This is a genomic window from Tahibacter soli, from assembly GCF_025717065.2.
In the GTDB taxonomy this organism is placed as follows: domain Bacteria; phylum Pseudomonadota; class Gammaproteobacteria; order Xanthomonadales; family Rhodanobacteraceae; genus Tahibacter; species Tahibacter soli.
This window is the reverse complement of record NZ_JAOVZO020000003.1, coordinates 955,522-976,165: the sequence shown is the minus strand read 5'-3', so window position 1 is coordinate 976,165 and position 20,644 is coordinate 955,522. Positions and strand designations below refer to the sequence as shown.

At 70.2% G+C, this 20,644-nt stretch carries 13 protein-coding genes and 3 pseudogenes; 7 read left to right on the top strand and 9 right to left on the bottom strand.

The window, feature by feature from the left end; all coding sequences use genetic code 11:
- Positions 1-470 precede the first annotated feature (470 nt).
- The 3 genes and pseudogenes from OD750_RS06735 to OD750_RS06730 all read right to left on the bottom strand — a co-directional run.
- Entirely contained in the window at positions 471-1,700 is a 1,230-nt protein-coding gene (locus OD750_RS06735) for a multidrug effflux MFS transporter (protein ID WP_263543489.1), read from the bottom strand.
- Positions 1,701-1,717: 17 nt separating this feature from the next.
- Positions 1,718-1,810: pseudogene (locus OD750_RS27440) on the bottom strand (SEC-C metal-binding domain-containing protein); the annotation flags it as partial.
- A gap of 39 nt (positions 1,811-1,849) precedes the next feature.
- Positions 1,850-2,419: pseudogene (locus OD750_RS06730) on the bottom strand (UPF0149 family protein); the annotation flags it as partial.
- A gap of 182 nt (positions 2,420-2,601) precedes the next feature.
- Between OD750_RS06730 and crcB the strand changes: the two are divergent.
- Positions 2,602-2,985: a fluoride efflux transporter CrcB gene (gene crcB / locus OD750_RS06725; protein ID WP_263543487.1), complete on the top strand. Its 384-nt coding sequence runs from the start codon at positions 2,602-2,604 to the stop codon at positions 2,983-2,985.
- Between the two features lie 181 nt (positions 2,986-3,166).
- On the opposite strand, the gene OD750_RS06720 is transcribed toward crcB, so the two are convergent.
- The 3 genes and pseudogenes from OD750_RS06720 to OD750_RS27490 all read right to left on the bottom strand — a co-directional run.
- Complete coding sequence (locus OD750_RS06720; protein WP_263543486.1) at positions 3,167-4,333, bottom strand: hypothetical protein; 1,167 nt, start codon at positions 4,331-4,333, stop codon at positions 3,167-3,169.
- A 75-nt stretch (positions 4,334-4,408) separates the two neighbouring features.
- Entirely contained in the window at positions 4,409-5,755 is a 1,347-nt protein-coding gene (locus OD750_RS06715; protein WP_263543485.1) for an ATP-binding protein, read from the bottom strand.
- Between the two features lie 874 nt (positions 5,756-6,629).
- Positions 6,630-6,869 (bottom strand): annotated as a pseudogene (locus OD750_RS27490) (winged helix-turn-helix domain-containing protein); the annotation flags it as partial.
- Between the two features lie 419 nt (positions 6,870-7,288).
- Between OD750_RS27490 and parC the strand changes: the two are divergent.
- Both parC and OD750_RS06700 read left to right on the top strand, forming a co-directional pair.
- Entirely contained in the window at positions 7,289-9,526 is a 2,238-nt protein-coding gene (gene parC / locus OD750_RS06705; RefSeq protein WP_263543483.1) for a DNA topoisomerase IV subunit A, read from the top strand.
- Positions 9,527-9,701: 175 nt separating this feature from the next.
- Positions 9,702-10,928 carry a hypothetical protein gene (locus tag OD750_RS06700; protein ID WP_263543482.1) on the top strand — a complete coding sequence of 409 codons (1,227 nt, stop codon included), beginning with the start codon at positions 9,702-9,704 and terminating at the stop codon, positions 10,926-10,928.
- A 58-nt stretch (positions 10,929-10,986) separates the two neighbouring features.
- On the opposite strand, the gene OD750_RS06695 is transcribed toward OD750_RS06700, so the two are convergent.
- Complete coding sequence (locus OD750_RS06695) at positions 10,987-11,385, bottom strand: hypothetical protein (protein WP_263543481.1); 399 nt, start codon at positions 11,383-11,385, stop codon at positions 10,987-10,989.
- Between OD750_RS06695 and OD750_RS06690 the strand changes: the two genes are divergently transcribed.
- The gene (locus OD750_RS06690; protein WP_263543480.1) at positions 11,372-11,845 is read left to right on the top strand and encodes a S41 family peptidase; all 474 of its coding nucleotides are present in this window, start codon (positions 11,372-11,374) and stop codon (positions 11,843-11,845) included. The two genes, OD750_RS06695 and OD750_RS06690, sit on opposite strands and share 14 nt — an antisense overlap.
- Here the strand turns inward: OD750_RS06690 and OD750_RS06685 are convergent.
- Entirely contained in the window at positions 11,822-13,201 is a 1,380-nt protein-coding gene (locus OD750_RS06685) for a HAMP domain-containing sensor histidine kinase (RefSeq protein ID WP_263543479.1), read from the bottom strand. The two genes, OD750_RS06690 and OD750_RS06685, sit on opposite strands and share 24 nt — an antisense overlap.
- 193 nt (positions 13,202-13,394) lie before the next feature.
- On the opposite strand from OD750_RS06685, the gene OD750_RS06680 reads away from it, so the two are divergent.
- The 3 genes from OD750_RS06680 to OD750_RS06670 all read left to right on the top strand — a co-directional run bounded on the left by OD750_RS06680 (position 13,395) and on the right by OD750_RS06670 (position 17,564).
- The gene (locus OD750_RS06680; protein WP_263543478.1) at positions 13,395-13,892 is read left to right on the top strand and encodes an RNA polymerase sigma factor; all 498 of its coding nucleotides are present in this window, start codon (positions 13,395-13,397) and stop codon (positions 13,890-13,892) included.
- Position 13,893: 1 nt separating this feature from the next.
- Entirely contained in the window at positions 13,894-14,550 is a 657-nt protein-coding gene (locus OD750_RS06675) for a hypothetical protein (RefSeq protein ID WP_263543477.1), read from the top strand.
- Between the two features lie 137 nt (positions 14,551-14,687).
- Positions 14,688-17,564 carry a PKD domain-containing protein gene (locus OD750_RS06670; protein ID WP_263543476.1) on the top strand — a complete coding sequence of 959 codons (2,877 nt, stop codon included), beginning with the start codon at positions 14,688-14,690 and terminating at the stop codon, positions 17,562-17,564.
- A 45-nt stretch (positions 17,565-17,609) separates the two neighbouring features.
- On the opposite strand, the gene OD750_RS06665 is transcribed toward OD750_RS06670, so the two are convergent.
- Positions 17,610-20,573, bottom strand: a complete 2,964-nt coding sequence (locus OD750_RS06665) for a CHAT domain-containing protein (protein ID WP_263543475.1) — start codon at positions 20,571-20,573, stop codon at positions 17,610-17,612.
- Between the last annotated feature and the right edge of the window lie 71 nt (positions 20,574-20,644).

Sequence of the window (20,644 nt, the reverse complement as noted above, 5' to 3'; positions counted from 1 at the left end):
CCGTTGCCGTTGCAGTTGCAGTTGCTGTTGCTTCTGGCGGCAGGAAGCCGCCCGCTCTACCCGGGGCCCCGTCGGTCGCGGCGAGATTGCGGAGGAAAAGCCCGCGCAGCGGGTGCGCACAGGATGTGCGCAGTTCGTTGACGGGCCATGGATGGCCCATCAACGAACCCCGGAGTGATCTCGCGGAGTTTGCGGGCAGGGATGCCCGCAAACCGCGGCCGTCGGGGTGCCCTTGGAGGGTGCAGGGAGGGATTGGGCAAGCAATCTCTCCCTGCCCGCTCGCGGCAGCGAGCGGAACGCTTTGTTCAACGCGAGGCAAAAGCGGCGAAGCGACTGTCCGCGACGCAACAGCGGCGAAGCGACTGTCAACGACAAGAGCAACGCTTGTTGGGGTAGCGGCGAAAAACCAGCGGTAGATGCTGGATCCCGGCCTACGCCGGGATGACGAGCAAAAGCAAAAAAGCGAACAACTACACGACGGCGCCGCCTGCCCGGGCCAAAAGCGCATCGCGCTTGGCCACCCGGCGATAAACGCGCCAAGCCACGAACCCGATGACCGTCAGCGTCGCCGACCCGAGCGCGAGCTTGGTGGCGCTATCGGAGAGATAGATCACGATCGCCCCCGCCAGGACCGCATTGAACACGAGCGCGACGAACGACTGCATCGACGACGCGCCGCCGCGATGGGTCGGAAACCGGTCGATGACCAGGAGCGCGATCGTCGGGAACGACATCGAAATGCCGATCGCATGCAGCCCGATCGGCAGCACCGACCACGGCACCATCGGGTGCGGCAGCACCCACGCCGACAGCACGACGTTGAGCGCCGACGCGCACAGCATCACGATGTAGCCCAAGCCCACCGTCTTGCGCGCGTCGTACTTGCCGGCGAGCCGGCTCGACGCGAGCGCGCCCAGGAACATGCCGCTGACCGCCGGCACGAACAGCCACGCGAACTGCTGTTCGCTGAGCTTCAACTGCTCCATGACGAACGCCGGCGCGCACGAGATGTACAGAAACATCGCGCTGAAATTCACCGTGCCCGCGATCGCGAGCGGCCAGAAGTGCGTATCGCGCACCATGCCGCCGTAGCTCTTCACCAGCTCGCGCACCGACAGCGGCACGCGCCGCTCGCGCGGATGCGTTTCGGGCAGGCGCCACAGGCAGGCGACGAGCAGCACGACCGACCACGCGACCAGAAACCAGAAGATCCAGCGCCAATGCCCGAGGCCGAGCATCCAGCCGCCGACGATCGGCGCGACCGCCGGCGCGATCGTGAACATCATCGAGATGTTCGACATCAGCCGCTGCGCCGCGGGGCCCTCGTACAGATCGCGGATGATCGCGCGGCCGACGATCTGGCCCGCACCGGCCGATATGCCCTGCACCACGCGGAAGAACAGCAGGCTTTCGATCGACCACGCGAGCGCGCAGCCGACCGACGCCGCGAGAAACACGACCACGCTGCCGACGATGACGCCGCGGCGGCCGTAGGTATCGGAAACGGGTCCGTGGAACAGCGACATCAGCGCGTACGCGATGAGGTACGCCGACAGCGTCTGCTGCATCAACCATTCGTTCGCGCCGAACTCGCGTGCGATTTCGGGGAACGCCGGAAACATCGTGTCGATCGCGAACGGGCCGAACATCGCCAGCCCGGCGAGCAGAGGCGCGAGGCCGCGCCTTTGGTCTTGTGTCATTGTGAACTCGTGAACCTCTATTGCAGGCCCGCGCCGTGGCACTGCTTGTACTTGCGGCCGCTGCCGCACGGGCACGGATCGTTGCGACCGACCTTCGGCGCCTCTCGGCGCTGCGTCGTCGGCGTCAGGCGCTGTTCGGCCCAGAAGTCGTACGCGTCGAGCGCGAAGCCGAGCATCGTCTCGATGTATTCGTCGCGCGCGGCCTGCTCGCGCAGTTCGCCGCCGGATTCCTCGTCGTCGGGGCCTCGCGCGAGAAGTTCCACGACGTCGAGATCCTCCTGCCATTCCGCGTCGGAAAGCAGTTCGTCCCACGCGTCCTCGCGCAGGCCCACGCCGCGCAGGTAGCCCAGCGCCCATTCCTGGCCGAACGAGACGACGCTGCCGTCCTCGTCCTCGAACTCGAGTATCCACGGCGTGAACTCGGCGCCGCCCTGCTGCAGCACCGATTCGAGGTGCGCGTGATGCTTGAGGATCGCGTCGGTCGCGATCGCCGCCTGCACGTCGTCGGCGATCGGCTCGGCCGGTTCGTCCTCGCCGCGCCACACGCGCGGCAGCCACTCCTCGACGTCGATCGGCTGCGGGCTGGAAATCACCGCGGTGAGGAATCCGTCGAGCATCTCGAAGCTCATGCCGTCCTTCTCGACGGCGTACTCGTCGAGAAACTTCGACAGCTCGTCGATCTGCGTATCGGTCAGCGGCGTCGTATTCGGCTTCGACATGGGAATCCTCCTGGACAATCGGCTATGGTGCCCGCTCGTGCGAATGCGAACCAGTGACGACTATCACCGTATCGCGCAACCGGGCCGCGCAGATTCGCACGCGTGCGTCGCAACGCGTGCGACTCGCGTTGTGCGATGCTTCGCTCGATGCGCAGAAGAACACAGATGCTGAAGGTGCGCCAATGACGGCGTTGTCGTTCGCGTTGATCGGCGTCGGCGCGGCGCTCGGCGCGTGGCTGCGCTGGCTGCTCGGCGCCTGGCTCAATCCGCTCTTCGCGCCGCTGCCGCTCGGCACGCTCGCGGCGAACCTCGTCGGCGGCCTGCTGATGGGACTCGCGATGGGGCTCATGGCCGGCTACGCGAACTGGTCCCAGGAAATGCGCCTGTTCGCGACCACCGGTTTTCTCGGCGGTTTGACGACGTTCTCGACATTTTCGGGCGAAGCGGCGAGCCTCATCTACCGCGAGGACTACGGCTGGAGCGCAGCATTGATCGGCGCGCACGTGGTCGGCTCGATCGCCGCGACGCTGTTCGGGATGTGGCTGGTGAAAACGATCGTCCGATAGAACTCCCTCTCCCCCAAGCGCGCTTGGGGGAGAGGGCCGGGGTGAGGGGGCGGCGCCAAGTTCTTCCTCGGTCTCGACGAAGGGCCGGACGCCGTTCCTCACCCCATCCCTCTCCCCCGACAGCTGTCGGGGGAGAGGGAGTCGCACTCCCGTCTGCGCTAGGGAGCGATGCGTCAGGCGATCACTGCTCGAACCCGTTCGCGAAAATCGCATCCGGATCGATCCGCACGATCGCGCGCTGCCGCTGGTAGTTCTCGTCGCCGCCGTTGATCAGCAGGCGCCGGCCGTCGCGCGTCATCGCCGCGATCACGAGTTCGTTGAAATTCGCGCCGTAGTCGATGCCGTGCTCGGCGAGATACGCGACGAGATCGACCATGCCGCCGTCGGCGGTCCAGACGAAACCGTGGTTCATCGGGCCCTGCGCCGGATCGAACACCGGATACGAACCGACGATCTTCGAACCGTCCTCGGTGGTGTCGAACGCGTAGTACGTGACGCCTTCGGGCGCGCCCGGCACTTCGCCGAGGTACTGCACGCCGGTTTTCGCGGTCCAGCGCCACGCCTGGTTCGAACCGCCCTCGGCCGTGAAGCCGGCGCCGACGACGATCGAGCAGTCGCTGTTGCACGAGATCGCCTGCCCGACCGGGCGGCCTTCGCCGTCGGTCAGCACGACCGGTACACCGTCGTCCCACAGCACGCCGCGGCGCGTGAAGTCGTCCGGCACGTTGTCGCCGTAGCCGGCCGCGAGGCGGCCGTCGTCGGAAATCGCCCACGCGTGCGTGCCGCTGTAGCCCGCCACGGCGCCGAGCACGTGCTGGCCGCCCGCGGCCGACCATGTCCACGCCTGGCTGTAGACCTTGGTGCCCGGCGGCGGATTGGCGGTCGTCACGCCGCTGCCGCCGAGAAACTGCCCGTTGTCCGAGATCGCGAACGGCGTCGCCTGCTCGAGCACGGTACCGCCGATCGCCTCCCACGTCGTGCCGCCGCGCCAGATGCCGGGCTGGCTGACCGGCAGCGCGTCGGGATCGTTCGGGTCGGCCGGCGAGAAGTACGAACCGGCGACGATCGTCGAACCGTCGGCCGAAATCAGCGGCATGATGTTTTCGAGCGTGAACGTGTCGCCGCCGAGGTTCTCGGCCGCCTGCCCCGGCTTCCAGCGCACGACCACGCCGTCGGGCCAGCCGGTGCCGACCACGGTGCCGTCGGCGGCGATGTTCGACACGCCGGCCGTGCCGGCGAAGTCGGGCGCGGGCAGTTCGACCAGGCTGACGACGTCGGCGGCACACGCCGCGAAAGAGGCAAGGCTCAGGATCGGCGCGAGCATCGCGCCGCGGTAAATCGCTTTCATCGGGTTCTCCGGCAGAGACGTTGGTGCGGCCGGACCAGTGTCCCGGCGCCCGCCGGCGCAGGCATTCCAAACGCGTTAGAAACGGCCAACAGCGCCGTGAGATTCGCCTCGGCGCGCCGCCGGCGCCTGCGTCAGCGCCGGGGGAATCTCGCGTTCGCCGGCCAGCGCGTGCGCCGCGTCGAGCGCCGCGCGCCACGCCTCGACGGCGCCGCCGGCGTGCAGCACGCGCACCTGCACGAGCGCGCAGTCGAAGTCGCGCGGCGCCCACGGCGCGACACGGCCGGCCAGCGCGCGCGCGTCGTCGAGCCGCCCGTGCTCGATCAGCCACGGCACGGCCGAGGCGGCGACGCCGGCGATCGACGCCGGCACACCGCCCTGTTCGGCCGCCGCGAGCGCGTCGCGAAACGCCGCGGCGGCACCGTCGACGTCGCCTTGCGCCACGCGCCACTCGGCGCGGCGCAGTTCGCGGAACACGCCGTCGGCCGGCAGTGCGTCGGTCGGCGGAACATCGGCGGCCGGCAGGCGCTGCGCGAGTTCGCGTGCCGCCGCCGTCTGCGACAGCGCGAGACGCGCACGCAGTTCGATCAGCGCGACGGCCTCGCGGTCGCGCGCGCCGCCTTGCGCGGGCCAGTCCGCGAGCGCCGCATGCGCGAGCGCCGCGGCATCGTTCCATCGGCGTTGCCGCAGCGCCAGATCGGCGCGCAGCGCCGCGACGCGCGCGCGCAACACGGCGCCCTGCACTGCATCGTTCGCCGGATCGGCCAGCAGCGCGGCGGCGTCGCGATAGCGGCCGGTCGCGACCAGCACGTGCGCGCGGTCGAGCGCGAGGTCGACGCGCTGCTCCGGATCCTTGCTGCGCTCGCGCTCGCGCCAGGCACGCTCGGCGATCGCGGCGGCCTGTTCGGGCTGCAGCAGCGACAGCTGCGCCTCGATCTGCGCGGTCAGCACGACCTGCCATTCGTGCTGCGCGCCGACCGCGGCGAGCCCCGTCGCCGCGGCGTCGAGGTACGGCAGCGCGGCGCCGGGCCGCGAGCGATACAGCTCGAGCATGCCGAGATTCGCATCGACGCGCGCCGTGCCGAACGCGTCGCCGGCCGCGGCGAACAGGCTGCGCGCCTCGCCCATGTCGGCGAGCGCCGCATCGAACCGGTGCGAGGGCACGCCCGACGAACCGCGCCCCGACAGCGCCCGCGCGCGCTCGACCGGCGGCGCGTCGCGCGGCAGCGCGGCGAGCGCGGCGTCGAAGTCGACGTACGCCGCGCCGAAATCGCCGAGGCGCGAACGCGTCGATCCGCGCACGATCAGCGCGCGCCCGCGCAACAGATCGTTCGTGCCGGGCGTCAGCCGCGCGAGCAAAGCGGTCATCGCCGCATCGGCGTCGGCGAGCTTGCCTTCGCGATAGTCGACCTGCGCGAGCCGCACCGCGAGTTCGTCGGGCTCGCGCGCGAGGCGGCTCGACGTCGTCAGGATGCGCCGCGCCGTTTCGGTTTCGTTCGCGAGCAGCGCGGCGCGCGCGGCGCCAGTCTTCCTCGATGTCGAGCGTGCCGGTCGGATCGGACGGCGGCTCGCCGCCGAGCATCGCGATCATCGCATCCGACGCCGCGCGCGCCGCGGCGATCGGATCGGCCCGACTCGCCGTCGTGACGCGCGGCACGCCGCCGTCCGCACGCGTGCGCAGGCTGAACGTCCATTGCCCGTCGCGATCGGCCGCGGCGTCGCCCATGATCACCGCGACGTCGCCGAACGCCTCGCGCAGCGCGTCGCGCTGCGCGTCGGTGTCGTCGCCGGCCTGGCGCAGCACCGCGAGCACGCTTTCGCTCGTGGGCACCGCGATGCCGCCGGCGCGCAGGCGCTCGGCGACGAGATCCATGCCGCCGAGCCGCACCCACGCCTGTTCGGAGCGGTCCGATCCGGTCAGCGGCAGCACCAGCGCGGCTTGCGCGCGCGCGGGATGCAGCGTCGCGGTGCGTACCGCGGGCGCAGCCGGCGCCTCGCGCACGCGCGACGCGAAGAATCGCCACAGCCCCGCGACGACGAGCATGGCGGCGATCGCGACGACCAGTGCGACGCGCGGGCCAGGCCCCGCGGACGGCGGCGGCGACTGCGGCGGCAGTTCGACGACGAAGCCGTCCGGCCCCGCCATCGGCGCGAGCGAAGGATCGGCGAGACCTTTCCTGACGTCATCGGGAATGGGGTCGGCGAGGACCAGGGCGATCGCCTGCGTCGCTGCGACCCAGCGATAGCCGAAGCCCGGCACCGTCGCTATCGAATGCTGCGCGGTGCCGTCGTCGTCGACCGCGCGGCGCGCGCGCAGCACGAGCTGGCCGAGCTGCACGTCGGTCACGTCGACGCGGCCGTACACGGCCGACGCGAGCTCGTCGCGGCCGACGGCGCGCTCGCGCTGCTCGACGAGATACACGAGCAGATCGAACACGCGCCGCGGACACGACACGGGCTCGCCGTCGCGCGTCAGTTCGCGCGACGCGGGGTTCAGCCGGAATCGACCGAAGCTGTGGATCGTCGACTTCGAAAGCATTCGGTCGTGCGCTTGCGCCTCAGGTCGTTCGGTCCGCGCTACTCGGTTCGCGGACCCAGGAACCACTCGATGCGCGTGCAGCCGCGGCACACGAAGCACGTGGCGCTGCGATTGGCCCAGGCGAGATCGAACAATTCCGCGAAAGTGGTGTTGAGCTTCGCGCTGCGGCTGTCGAAGCGGTCGCCGCCGCAATGCGCGCAGACGAGCGCGCGGCCCGCGACGCTGACCCGGCCCTCGTCCTCGTCGACGTGCGTCGTGATCACATCGATGGTTTTCGGTTCGAACATGGAAGATTCCTCGACTGCCGCTCTCCCCAGACCCTCGAAGTATGCGGCAGGCGGCGCGATTCGTCCCGGACCGGCGGATACGGCACAATAACCCCTTTGCGCGGACGCGTCCGCGCCCTGCCGGTAGCCACGATGAGCCTGCAAGCCAACTACGAACAGATCCCGCTCAAGGAATACGCCGAGCGCGCGTACCTCGACTACTCGATGTACGTCGTGCTCGATCGCGCCCTGCCCTTCGTCGGAGACGGATTGAAGCCGGTACAGCGTCGCATCGTCTATGCGATGAGCGAGCTCGGCCTCGACGCCGGCTCCAAGCCGAAGAAGTCCGCGCGCACGATCGGCGACGTCATCGGCAAATTCCATCCGCACGGCGACAGCGCCGCGTATGAAGCGATGGTGCTGATGGCGCAGCCGTTCTCGTACCGCTATCCGCTGATCGAGGGCCAGGGCAACTTCGGCTCGCCCGACGATCCGAAATCGTTCGCGGCGATGCGCTACACCGAATCGAAGCTCACGCCGATGGCCGAGCTGCTGCTCGCCGAACTCGGCCAGGGCACCGTCGACTTCACGCCGAACTTCGACGGCACGCTGCAGGAGCCGTCATGGCTGCCCGCGCGCGTGCCGCACGTGCTGCTCAACGGTTCGACCGGCATCGCGGTCGGCATGGCCACCGACATCCCGCCGCACAACCTGCGCGAAATCGCGAGCGCGTGCATCCGCCTGCTCGACGATCCCGACGCGACCGTGCGCGACCTGTGCGAACACGTGCGCGGCCCGGATTTTCCGACCCGCGCCGAAATCATCTCCTCGCGCGCCGACCTGCAGACGATGTACGAAACCGGCGTCGGCAGCGTGCGCGCGCGCGCCGTGTACGTGAAGGAAGACAACAACATCGTCATCACGGCGCTGCCGTACCAGGTGTCCCCGGCGAAGATCTCGGCGCAGGTCGCAGAACAGATGCGCCTGAAAAAGCTGCCGATGATCGAGGACATCCGCGACGAATCGGATCACGAAAATCCGATCCGCCTGGTGCTGATCCCGCGCTCCAACCGCATCGACGTCGACGAGACGATGCAGCACCTGTTCGCGACGACGGATCTCGAAAAGAGCTTCCGTATCAACATGAACATCATCGGCCTCGACGGCCGGCCGCAGGTCAAGAACCTCAAGCAGATCCTCAACGAGTGGCTGCGCTTCCGCCACGACACCGTGACGCGCCGCCTGCAGCATCGCCTGGACAAGGTCGAGCGCCGCCTGCACCTGCTCGAAGGCCTGCACATCGCGTACCTCAACCTCGACGAGGTGATCCGCATCGTCCGCACCGAGGACGAGCCCAGGCCGGTGCTGATGAAGCGCTTCCGGCTGAGCGAGGAACAAGCCGACTACATCCTCGAGACGCGCCTGCGGCAATTGGCGCGCCTGGAAGAAATGAAGATCAACGAGGAGCGCGACAAGCTCGAGGAAGAGCGCGCGCGCATCAGCGTCACGTTGAACTCCAAGCAGCGCCTGAAGACGCTGATCAAGGACGAGCTCAAGGACGACGCGAAGAAATACGGCGACGAGCGCCGCTCGCCGATCGTCGAACGACAGGCCGCGCAGGCGCTCGACGAATCGGCGCTCGTGGCGAGCGAACCGACGACGGTCGTGCTGTCGCAGAAAGGCTGGGTGCGCGCGGCGAAAGGCCACATCGATCCGAACGGTCTCAACTACCGCGAAGGCGACGGCTGCCAGGCCGCGGCCTTCGGAAAAACCACGCAACAGGTCGCGTTCGTCGACTCGACCGGCCGCGCGTATTCGACGCCGGCGCACACGCTGCCGAGCGCGCGCGGCAACGGCGAACCGCTGACCGGCCGCTTCGCGCCGCCGGCGGGCGCCGTGTTCGAGGCGGTCGCGATGGCCGACGCCGACACGCGCATCGTGCTGGCATCGGACTTCGGCTACGGCTTCGTCACGAAGTTCGGCAGCCTCGTCGGCAACAAGAAGGCCGGCAAGCAGATTCTCAACCTCGACGACAAGGCGCACGTGCTCGCGCCGGGCTACGTCAACGATCCGGCGCGCGACCGCATCGTCGTCGCGACGAACGCCGGTCATCTGCTGATGTTCTCGGTGGCCGAACTGCCGGAACTCGAAAACGGCGGCAAGGGCAACAAGCTGATCGAAATCCCGAAGGCGAAGCTCGGCGGCGGCGAGCGCGTCGCGGGCATCACGGTCGTCACGGAAGGTTCGGGCGAAATCACGCTGTACGCGGGCGCGCGCAAGCTCACGCTGCGCTGGGCCGACCTCGTCGAATACGGCGGCAACCGCGCCGGCCGCGGCGGCCTGCTGCCGCGCGGGCTGCAGCGCGTGGAACGATTGGAAACGACGGCATAAGCCTTCCATCGCGGTCGATCGAACGCACGGGGCGCGCATGTCGCGCCCCGTGCTTTTTGAGCAAGACCAAATGCGCAGCCCCGAGCGCGGCACGCGGTGTTCGGCCGGCACACGCGACGTCGTTTGATGCCGGCGGGCAAGAGCCCGGACCGATGCCTGCCGGAGCGCCGTTCGCATGATCCTTCTGTTGATGCTGGCGAGCCTCGCCATGCCGGGCGAGAGCGCGATGCGCGCGCACCGCGCGGCGACGTGCCAGGCGGCCGGATCGATACGCATCGACAGTCCGCGAATGACGGCGCCGCACCCCCACGACGAGGATCTGAGCATGCGCGAAGCCGAAGTGCAAAAGCTGGATTTTGCGAAACTTGTACGCGACGTCGCCGCAACCGCGCCGCCCGCGCCGGGACCGGCAACGGACGACGACATTTCGGCCGCGCAGGCGCGCAACGGCACGGCGCTGCCGGAAGAAATCGTCGGGCTGTATCGCGCCGCCGACGGCGTGCCGGCCGTCCATATCGTGCCGCTGTCGGCCCTGGTTCGTGCCCGGGCGCGATCGGATATCCACCTCGACGAGATCGCGCAGGACGGCGAAATTGTCGCCTGGCCGCAGGCAGGCGAAGCCGCGCAACCGCTGACCGTGCCGGTCGACGCGGCCGGCCGCTGGCTCGTATTGACGCCGCCGCGAGTGGCGTCGCTGCTGCTGTACGACGCCGGCGCAACACCGGCGGCGGCGGGCTATCGCCTGTACGAAACCGACGGCGGCGACGGCGTCACGGCGTATCGCGACCTGCGCGACTGGCTCGAGGGCGTGCACGTCCGGCTGACGCGGCAGGCCGCGCGCATGGCGCGCTTCGATGCGGCGGTGGACGCGGCAAGGACCCGGCTCGCGGCGCTCGCGATGCCGGCGCTGCTTGCCGAGCGCGCGCGAACGGAACCGTCGCATCCCTTGTTTAAACGTATACCGACGCCCGCGATACCGGCGGCGGCGGCGGCGATCGCGGAAGCGGAGCGTCGCATCGGCAGACCGTTGCCCGACGATCTTCGCGCGATCTACGCGCTGCAGAACGGCGAGATGGCGTTGCGCATATTCCCCGTCGAGTCGGTGCGACCGCTCGATCTTTCGCGGCACGGCGAGGCGATTTCCGCGATTCTCGAAGGCGCGCCCCTGACGCCATACTCGCGCCGCTCGCCGCGGTTCCCGGCCGACGCGAACGCGCTTGCCGGCTGTCACGTCGTCGGCGGCGCGCCGGGTCGCGAGGCCGATTCGCCGGCCTTGCTGTGGTGCCCGGAGGCGGAGGCGGCTGCACGAATACTCGACCTGCACGCACAGCGCGCGTATCCGACGCTGACCGACTACGTGCGGGAAGCCGTCGCGCGCGCGGACGCGGCGCAGGTGCTGTAGCGCAAAGCCACTCCGCGGCGATGGCGAATCTGTTCATCGACTGCTGCCCGTACGCGGCCTAGCGCGGCGTCGACGTCGTGCAGCGCAAGCGCAATTGCGGCCGCTCGCCGCCGCGGCGCGCGACGACGCCGAACTCGCGGCGGTGTTCGCCGAATTCGTCGCCGGCTTCGACGATCCGCATACCGGCGCCAATGTGTGGGTCGACGGTCGGAGGATCGAACTCGGACAACGGCGCGGCGAACCGACGATCGCGCTGCTGCGCGAGCGTTTCGCCGCATCCGGCGCGGACGATTTCAACGCATGGCTCGCGCAGCGGGCGGCCGATCAGAACGCGAAGATCGACGCGCTGCTCGACCCGGCGACGCGCCGCCGCGTATTCGGCGACAGCGTGGCCTGGTGCGATCGTCGTCGACGTCGGCGCGAACGGCGGCGGCATCGGCAGGGTGTCGAGCGACATCGCCGGCCGCTTCGCCGATCGCCGACGCCTCGCCTGTACCAAGCAGGCGCGCGGCGTTCGCCGCGCGGCGCCGCGTGCGTTCCACGCGATTCCGTCGGGCGCGGTGCGCTACGCGAAACCGGTCGTGCTGCCGACGTCCGATCTCACGGTCAGCGCGGGCGAATTGTTCACTTTGTTCATGCGCGCGCTGCCGCACGTCGTGCACGTCGGCACGCGCACGCGGGGCGCGGTGTCGGGCGCGTTTCCGCACGGTTTGCCGAACGGCCGGGAGGCCGGCTTTCCGACCGAAGTCACGCGCGACGCGCAGGGCCGCGTGTACGAGGCGACCGGCATCCCGCCGCGAACGACGTTCGACGTGTTTTCGCGCGACGGCTTCGACGACGGCCGCGTCGACGCGATCCGGCGCGCGGCCGGCATCGCCGCGGCGCAGCCGGCGTCAGGCGCCGCGATCGGGCAGTGAAAACGAAACGACCACGCACGTGCCGGAGGCGCCCGAGTCGATGAAGAGGTCGCCCTCGGGCAGCGCGGTCGCGCGCCAGCGCAGGTTGGCAAGCCCCATGCCGAGCGGCGCGCGGTCGGGATCGAAGCCGGTGCCGTCGTCCTCGATCGTCCAATAGGTGCGGCCGTGACGATGGCAGCCGATGTGGATGCGCCGGCAGCCGCTGTGGCGGCGCGCGTTCGCGACCGCCTCGTGCGTGATCATCAGCAGTTCCTGCGCGACGATCGGCGCGTCGCGCAGGCGGTTCTCCTCGCCCGGCGGCAGGTCGAGCGTGAACGCGATGCCCGAGCCGCACAACAGATCGGCGACGGCGCGCGCGAGCGCTTCGCGCAGTCCGAGTTCGGTCACGGCCGGCAGGCTGTAGCCCGAAACGACGTTGACGAGATCCTGCTGCAACTGGTCGGCGATGCGCCGCGCGTCGGCGACCGCCGCGAGCAGCGGGGCGCTGTCCCGCGCCTCGTACTGCAGCTCGGTCAGTTTCAGGCCCAGCACGAAGCAGCGCTGCTTGGCGGTGTCGTGCAGGTCGCGCGCGATGCGGTGGCGCTCGTTCGAGACGACCAGTGCTTTTTCCACTTCGAGCATTTTTGCCAGCGCGTCGGCCATGCGGTTGAAGCGCTCGGCGAGGCGTCCGAATTCGTCGTGGGAGCGATCGTCGATGCGCGCGCCGAAGTCGCCGGCGGCCCAGCGGTCGGCCGCGTCGGTCGCGCGGCGCACGCGCCGCACGAGCAGCCACGTCAGCACGGCCGCGAAAGAAACGCCGATGCCGCCGACGAAGCTGATCGAGCGGATCACGTCGTACGTCGTCGCGGTGTTGATCGACCAGCCGCGCCAGAACTGCACGCCGACGAGCGCGTCGTGCGCCGGATCGATCGCGAAGCGCGTGGTGGCGGTCCAGTCGTCGCCGTGCCGCGCGAAGCCGTCGCGCTCGCGCGACGCGGCGGCGGCGTCGAGCGCGCCGGCGACGAGCGGCGCGGCATCGGGCGAGCTCGCGCACAGGGCCTTGCCGTCGCGGACGATGCGCACGTGCAGGCGGCCGGTGTAGAAGTACGACAGCACTTCGTCGAAGTCGGAGATTTCCGCGGTGCCGATTTCGACGGTTCGCCAGAACAGCGCTTGCGCCAGCCTCCGGCAGACGAGCGGATCGGCGAGATCGCCGCGGGCGGCGACGACGTCGGCCGAGCGCTGCTCGATGCCGCCTAGCAGGCCGCGCACGTCGCGCTCGAAGCGCCAGCTCGACAGCAGCGAATCGACGAAGGCGACGCCGAACAGCGTCGCGAACGATACGACGAGAAACGTCAGGAACAGCTTGACGAACAAGCCGCGCGGGCGAAGCGGATTGGTGCGGATCAAGAGACGGCGGCAACGAACGGACGACGGCGCAGTCTTGCCCCGAACGTCGGCGGCGCGCATCGGGCTAAAGTCGTACGCGTTCGTACAGTCGGACGGGCGCTGTGATTTTCGGCGCGCCCGTGCGAATCACTCCACATCGAACGGGCAACGGGGGGCGGGCATGAGCGGATCGGCACGACACGACGACTTCGTCGCGCTCATCACGGCGCACGCGGGCGTCGTGCGCAAGGTCGCCGCGATGTACGGCCGCCGCGCCGAAGACCGGCGCGACCTGGAGCAGGACATCGTCGCGCAGTTGTGGAAAGCATTTCCCGCCTACGACGCGGCTCGCGCGTTCGCGACATGGGCGTATCGCATTGCCTTGAACGTCGCGATTTCGGCGGTGCGCAGCGAAGGCTGGCGCGACGGCCTCGACGCCCTCGACGCCGCCGGCGATGTAATCGGCGACGACGGCGGCGAACCGGAACGCGACGAGGCGCTGGCGCGGCTGCGCGGCTTCATCGCCGGCCTCGACCCGCTCAATCGCGCGCTGATGCTCTTGTATCTCGAAGACCGCAGCTATCGCGAGATCGCCGAGATTCTCGGCATCAGCGAAACGAACGTCGCCACGAAAATCAACCGCGCCAAGCACAAGCTGCGCGCGCAACTGGAGCACTGACATGGAACTCGACGCACTCAAGGCCGCCTGGCGGGAACACGAACGCAAGCTCGACGCGAGCGTCGCGCTGAACCTGCACGTCGCGCGGGCGCTCGAACTCGACCGCACGCGCAAGGCGGTGCGCCGCTCGGCCGCGCTGCCGCTGTTCGAACTCGTCTGCGACGCGATTCTCGTGCTGCTGTTCGGCAGTTTCGTCGGCGACCACTGGCGCGAGGCGGCGATGCTCGCGCCGGGCCTCGCGCTTCTCGTCGGGGGGATCGCGCTCGTCGCGGTCGGACTGCGCCAGCTCGCGCTCGCCGCCGGCATCGACTACGACGCGCCGGTCGTCGCGATCCAGCGCGACGTCGAACGCCTCGCCGCGCTGCGCCTGGCAAAAACCCGCGCGATCCTGCTCGCCGTGCCGCTCGTCTGGCCGCTGTTGCTCATCGTCGGCACAAAGGGGCTGCTCGGCATCGACGCGTACGTGGCCTTCGGCGTTCCGTTCGTCGCGGCACAGTTCGCGTTCGGCGTCGTGGCACTGCTCGCGCTCGTCGCCCTGGGCCGGCATTTCTCGTCCCGCGCGTTCTGGCGGCGGCTGCGCAACGACGTGGTCGGCGCGAATCTCGCCGCGGCGCGCACACGGCTCGCGACGATCGAAGGCTTCGAGCGCGACGGCTGATCCGCCGTTTCCCTACGTGAGAGTTGGCGCCTCCGCTGAACAAAGCGCCGATTTCGATCTATAGGCGCATGCATGATCAGCCTTAAGATTGATTACCACCCGCTTACAGACGGGATCAGGGGCTCACGGGAGGCACGATGTCGATTCAAATTTGCGGTTGGCGCGCGTTCGGCGCGCTGGCGATGGTGTTGTTGCCGGCCGCTCCGGCGCCGGCGTGGCACGAAGAAGCCGATCACCTCGAAGCGAAAGACGAGGGCGAAGGCGAAGGCCGCGAGGAAAGCTGGCAGATCGAGCAGCGCCAGTTGTGGTTCGAACAGACGCACGCGCTGCGCACGGTGCCGGACGCGGCACGCCTGCGCGCGCAGGCCGCCGAATCGCTCAAGGCTGAGCGCCGGGCCAAGGACCCGCAGCTCGCGCGCGCGGGCGAGGTGTGGCAGCCGGTCGGCCCGTCGTCGATGACGATGAATTCGTGGACGATGGGAAAAGTATCCGGCCGCCTCAACGCCATCGCACCGGTACCCGGCAACGAGGACACCGTCTACGTCGGCGCGGCCGCGGGCGGCGTGTGGAAGACGACCGACGCGGGCGCGAGCTGGACGCCGGTCTTCGACAACGTCGGCACACTGCCGATCGGCGCGGTGACGCTCGATCCGAACGACGCGAACGCGGTGTGGGTCGGTACCGGCGACAAGAACGCCGGCGGCTGCGCCGAGTATTTCGGGCTCGGCGTGTTTCTGTCCGAAGACGCCGGCGCGACATGGAACGCGCGCAACGGCGCGGGCGCGACGGCAATGCCGTTGTCGATCGTCAACGCGGTGGCCGTGCAGCCGACCGACAGCAACGTGATTCTCGCCGGCGGCGCGGGCACCTGCGGCGCGACCGGCACGCTGTCGGGCGCCGGCGTGTTCCGCTCGACCGACCGCGGCCTGACTTGGACGCGCGTGCTCAGCACGAACGTCGAAGACATCCTGTTCGTGCCCGGCACGAACACGGTCTACGCGGGACTCATCGGCTCGGGCGTATCGAAGTCGACCGACGGCGGCGCGACGTGGACGAGCGTCAGCACCGGCCTCAACGCCTCGGGCAGCCGCCTGCGCCTCGCGCTGTCTCCGAGCGACCCGAACACGCTGTATGCGCTGACCGGTTCGAACACCAACGTGTCGCGCCTGCACCAGACCGTGAACGGCGGTACGAGCTGGACGCAGAAAAACGCGGCGGCGTGCGAAGGCCAGTGCTCGTACAACCTGACGCTCGCGGTGCATCCGACGGATCCGTCGACGGTGCTCGTCGGCACGATCCGCCATCACCGCGCGACCGACGCCGGCGCGACGCTCACGCCAATGACGAGCACTTGGGGCAAGTCGCAGAAAGTCCATCAGGACACGCACGTCGTGCGCTACTCGGCGACGAACCCGAACCGCTTCTGGGTCGGCACCGACGGCGGCCTCTGGCGTACCGACGACGGCGGCGTGTCGTACGTCAACATGAACGCCAATCTCAACATCACGCAGTTCTACGACATCGCGGTGCATCCCGCCGACGTCAACATCGTGTTCGGCGGCGCGCAGGACAACGGCTCGTCGTCGCGCCGCACCAGCCTGCAGTGGAATCTCACGTTCGCGAGCGGCGACGGCTTCATGAACGCGGTCGACCCGACGCTGCCGTCGCGCGTGTTCCAGACGAGCTATCCGAGCAGCAACCTGCCTTATATCGTCCGCTCCGAACAGGACGGCAGCCTCGACAGTTTCGAACGCATGCCGACCACCGGCCTGACCGCGAGCGCCAGCTTTCCGTGGGTCACGCCGCTCGCCGTGGCCGGCAATCGCCTGTTCACGGCGTCGAACATCCTGTATCGCACGACGACCGACGGCAACGCGTGGACCGCGCTGTCGCCGAACCTGGGCGGCGCGGCAAGCGTGATCACGCCGCAGCTGATCGGCGTCATGATGCCGACCTACGTCGGCACGGCCGGCGGACGCATCTGGTCGAGCGCCGACGCCAACGCGCCGACGCCGGTGTTCGCGAACGTCACCGGCGACTATCCCGGCGGTCGCGTCTCCGACATCGCGATGGATCCGACCAACGCGCAGCGCGTGTTCGTCACGCGTGCGGGCTTCGGCGCGTCGCGGCTGTATCGCTCGACGACCGGCGGTACGACGTGGGCGGCGGTCGGCGCCGGCCTGCCGAACGTGCCGGCGAACAGCGTCGTCATCGACCCGGCGAACACGAACCGGCTGTTCGTCGCGACCGACGTCGGCGTGTACGAAAGCGTCGACGGCGGCGACAACTTCACGGCGTATTCGGCCGGCATGCCGCTCGGCCTCGTCGTGGTCGACCTGGAAATAGACGACGATCCGCACGTGCTGACCGCCGGCTCGTACAGCCGCGGCGCGTGGCGCATCGTGCTCGGCGCGAGCGCGACGAACGCGCCGCCGACGCCGGATTTCGATCTCGCGATCGACGATCGCGACATCGACGTTGCGAGCACGTCGCTCGACTTCGACGGCACGGTCGCGTCGTACAGCTGGGACTTCGGCGACGGCAGTCCGGCCGCGACCACGGCGAGCGCGTCGCATACCTACGCGGCCTACGGCAGTTACACGGTGCGCCTGACGGTCACCGACGACGACGGCACCGGCGCGAGCTACTCGCGCGTCGCGCGCCTGCGCGCGCCGCCGGTGCCGCTGACCAACGGCGTGACCGTGTCGGGCCAGAGCGCCGCGCAGAACGACGAGTTGCGCTACACCCTCGTCGTGCCGCCGGGCGCGACGAACCTGTCGTTCGTAACGACCGGCCCCGCCAACGAGGACGCCGATCTCACGGTGAAGCTCGGCGAAGACATCGTCTGCGAATCGGCCGGCGCGACGGCGAACGAAACGTGCACTATCGCGGCGCCGCAGCCCGGCACGTATCTGGCGATCGTGCTCGCGTATTCGCCGCTGACGAACCAGGCGATCACCGGCAGCTACACCAACACCGACCTGATCTTCAGGAACGGCTTCGAGCAGCCGTAACCCTCGAACCGCCCGCGGCCCCGTTCGGACGGGGCCGCGGATACGTCAGCGCCAGTCGCCCGACGCGACGAAGCCGGCCCAGTAGAACGGATGCGCGGTCTCGCCGCGCTCGCGCCGCGCGGCGAGCGTCGCGAGACTCGCCGCGGCCATCGCGTCGACGGTATCGGCTTTGTCCATGAAGCGCGATGTGTACAACGCTTCCATCCAACCCGCCGTCGCCGCGTCGTCGACCGGCCACAGACTCATGACGACCGTGCGCGCGCCGGCGAGGCGAAACGCGCGGCGCAGTCCGAACACGCCCTCGTCGCCGAGGCGCCGGCCCAGGCCCGTGTCGCACGCCGACAGCACGACCCAGCGCGCGCGATCGAGCGGCATCGTCGCGACCTGCGCCGACGTCAGCAGGCCGTCGCCGGCGAGCACCAGGCCCGCTTCGGAAGCGAGCGCGGTTTTCGCATCCGCGGCGCGGTCGGTATCGGCACGGCGCACGCCGACGCCGCGGCGACCCTGCGCGAGCGCCGGCACGCAGCCGGCGCCGAGTTCGAGCGCGTGCGTGGCGAAGTGGATCGTGTCGGCACCGGCGATCGAATCGCGCAGCGCGGCGCTCGTCGCGGCGTCGCCGGTCAGCGTTTTCACGCCGCCGCGGCCGGCGTCGCGGGCAAGCCGCGACAGTGCGGCGATTTCGCGCGCGGCGCCGGGCAGCGGCGCGAGCGCATCGAGTTCGGGACATGCGCCGCGCAGACGCGCGAGCGCCGGCGTCTCGCGCGCGAAGCGCGGCGCGCCGACGAGCAGCACGCTGCCGGCGTCGGGCGAGCGGGCCGGCGCGAGATCGTGTTCGGTTTCGAGCGTGTGCATGCGCAGGCCGCGTTCGATCAGATAGCCGTCGCCGTCCGGCAGCGCGGCGAAGTTCAGCCGGTGCAGACCGCCGTCGGCGACGACGAACGTGCGGCCCGACGGCGCGAGCGAGAGCGGGTCGAACACGCGCCGGCGCAGTGCCGCGCCGGCCTCGCGCAGCGCCGCGGCGTCGCTGTGCGCGTCGACGACGAGGCCCTGCCAGCGCTGCGCGAGCGCGTCGAGCGCGGCCTCGTCGCCAAGATCGACGAGACGGGGCGCGGCGCCGGCCGCGGCGACAAAAGCATACAGTTTGCTTTTTTCGTTCGGCGCCGGAGGCGTCGCGACGTACGCGACGAGCCGCCCGCCGTCCGGCATCGCGGCGAGCAGCGCCGCGAGCGGCGGCCGCGTCGTGCCGGCGCTCGTGCCGAGCTTTTCGACCGCCGCGTCGACGCTCGCGCGCAGCGCGTCGAGCACCTGCGCCGGCGCGCCTTCGCGCAGCGCTTTCGCGTAGTCCTGCGCGGCGCGGCTCCAGGCGTCCCAGCTCGCTTTCTGCTCGGCCGTCGCGGCCTGGCGCGCGGCGGCGAGGCGCGCCGCGCCGATGTGCGTGGCAAGACCGCGCGCGGCGGCGATTTCGCGCCACGCCGCGGCCGTGGTCGCCGCGTCGTTGCGCTGCGCCGCGATCGCGAGCAGCGGCGCGGCGCACGTCGCGAGGCCTCGCTTGAATTCGAGCGCCTGCGTTTCGCCGAGCACCGGCGCGACCGTGGCGACGAGCCGCGTGCGCGTCGCCTCGACGACGAGCGCGTCGGCGAACGCCGCGTCGGGGTCGCCGGCCGCGAGCGCGGCGCGCGCGCGTTCGCAGCGCCACGTCAGCAGTTCGGGATGGTTTTCGCCGATGCTCGCGCTGCGCTGCGCGAGCGCGCCGTCGAGCAGCTTGCGCGCGCCGGCGGCGTCGCCGCGCGCGAGCGCGACACGCGCGAGTCCGCGCAGCGCCGGCGCGCCGTCGGGATGTTCGGGGCCGAGCTGCGTCGCGACGATCGCCAGCGCGCGGCGGAACCGCGCGTCGGCGTCGTCGACGAGGCCGCGCTCGAGCGCGACTTCGCCGGCGTTCGTCAGCGGCGGCACCACGCGCGCGCTGTCGGGCCCGAATTTTTCTTCGAGCAGGGCGAGGTTCTGCGCCATCGCCGCGTCGGCTTCGTCGTAGCGGCGCAGGTCGTAGGCGAGCGCGCCGAGATTGCCGACGATCGCGGCGTAGCTGCCGGAGGCGACGAGCCCGGGGTCCTTCGCCGCGTTCTGCGCCGATTCGCGGTACAGCGCGAGCGCGCCTTCGCGGTCGCCGAGCTGGCGCTGCGCTTCGGCGAGATGACCGAGCGTCATCGCCATTTCGCGCGGCGACGGTTGCGGCTGCGCACGCAGCCGTTCGAGTTCGGGCCGCATGAGGTCGCGCACCTGCGCGAATTCGCCGATCGAGATCAACGATTCGGTCAGCGCGCCGACGAGACGCCGGCGGTAGCCGTTCGTCGACCCGCCGAACGCCTCGGCTTCGGCGATGCCGGTGCGCGCGGTGGCGAGTGCGCCGGCATATTCGCCTTGTCGATCCTGGAACAACGCGTAGAAATACAGCGCGCGCAGGCGCCGCGCGCGTTCCAGCGGCGTGCGCGGCGCGGCGAGCGTGTCGACTGCGGTTTTCGCCGCGGCCTGCGCCTGCGCGTAGCCGCCCTGCATGCCGCCGATCTGCGCCAGCACCGACAGCGCGTACGCGCGCTCGGCCGGGTCGATCGCGCCGCGGCCCGCGTCGAGCAGCGTGCGCACGCGCGCCAGTTGCGCGTTGGCGCCGTCGGCGTCCTGCTTGCGCCAGGCGACCTCGGCGCGCCACGCGGCGATCGGCGCGAGCGAACGCGCGTCGTCGCCGCCCTTCGCGACGCGCACGCGTTCGAGCTCGGCGACCCACGGCGTCCATTCGTCTTCGCCAAAGTCGCGCGCGCTTTCGACGACGAGGTTGAACGCGACCGGCAACGCCGCGTCGTGCGTGCGCGGATCGGCGAGCGCGGCCACGACGATCGCCTTGGCGTCGGCGTATTTTTCCGGCGCGAGCAGCACGCCGACGCGCCCGGCGATATCGGCCGCCGACGCCGCCGCTGCGAACGAAAGTCCCACGAAGAACCACACGACGCGACGCATTCCGTCTCCCCCGGATTTGTTGCGTCGCGAGTGTACTCGGGAACGTCGTCGCGGAGCCCGGCTGTCCGGGG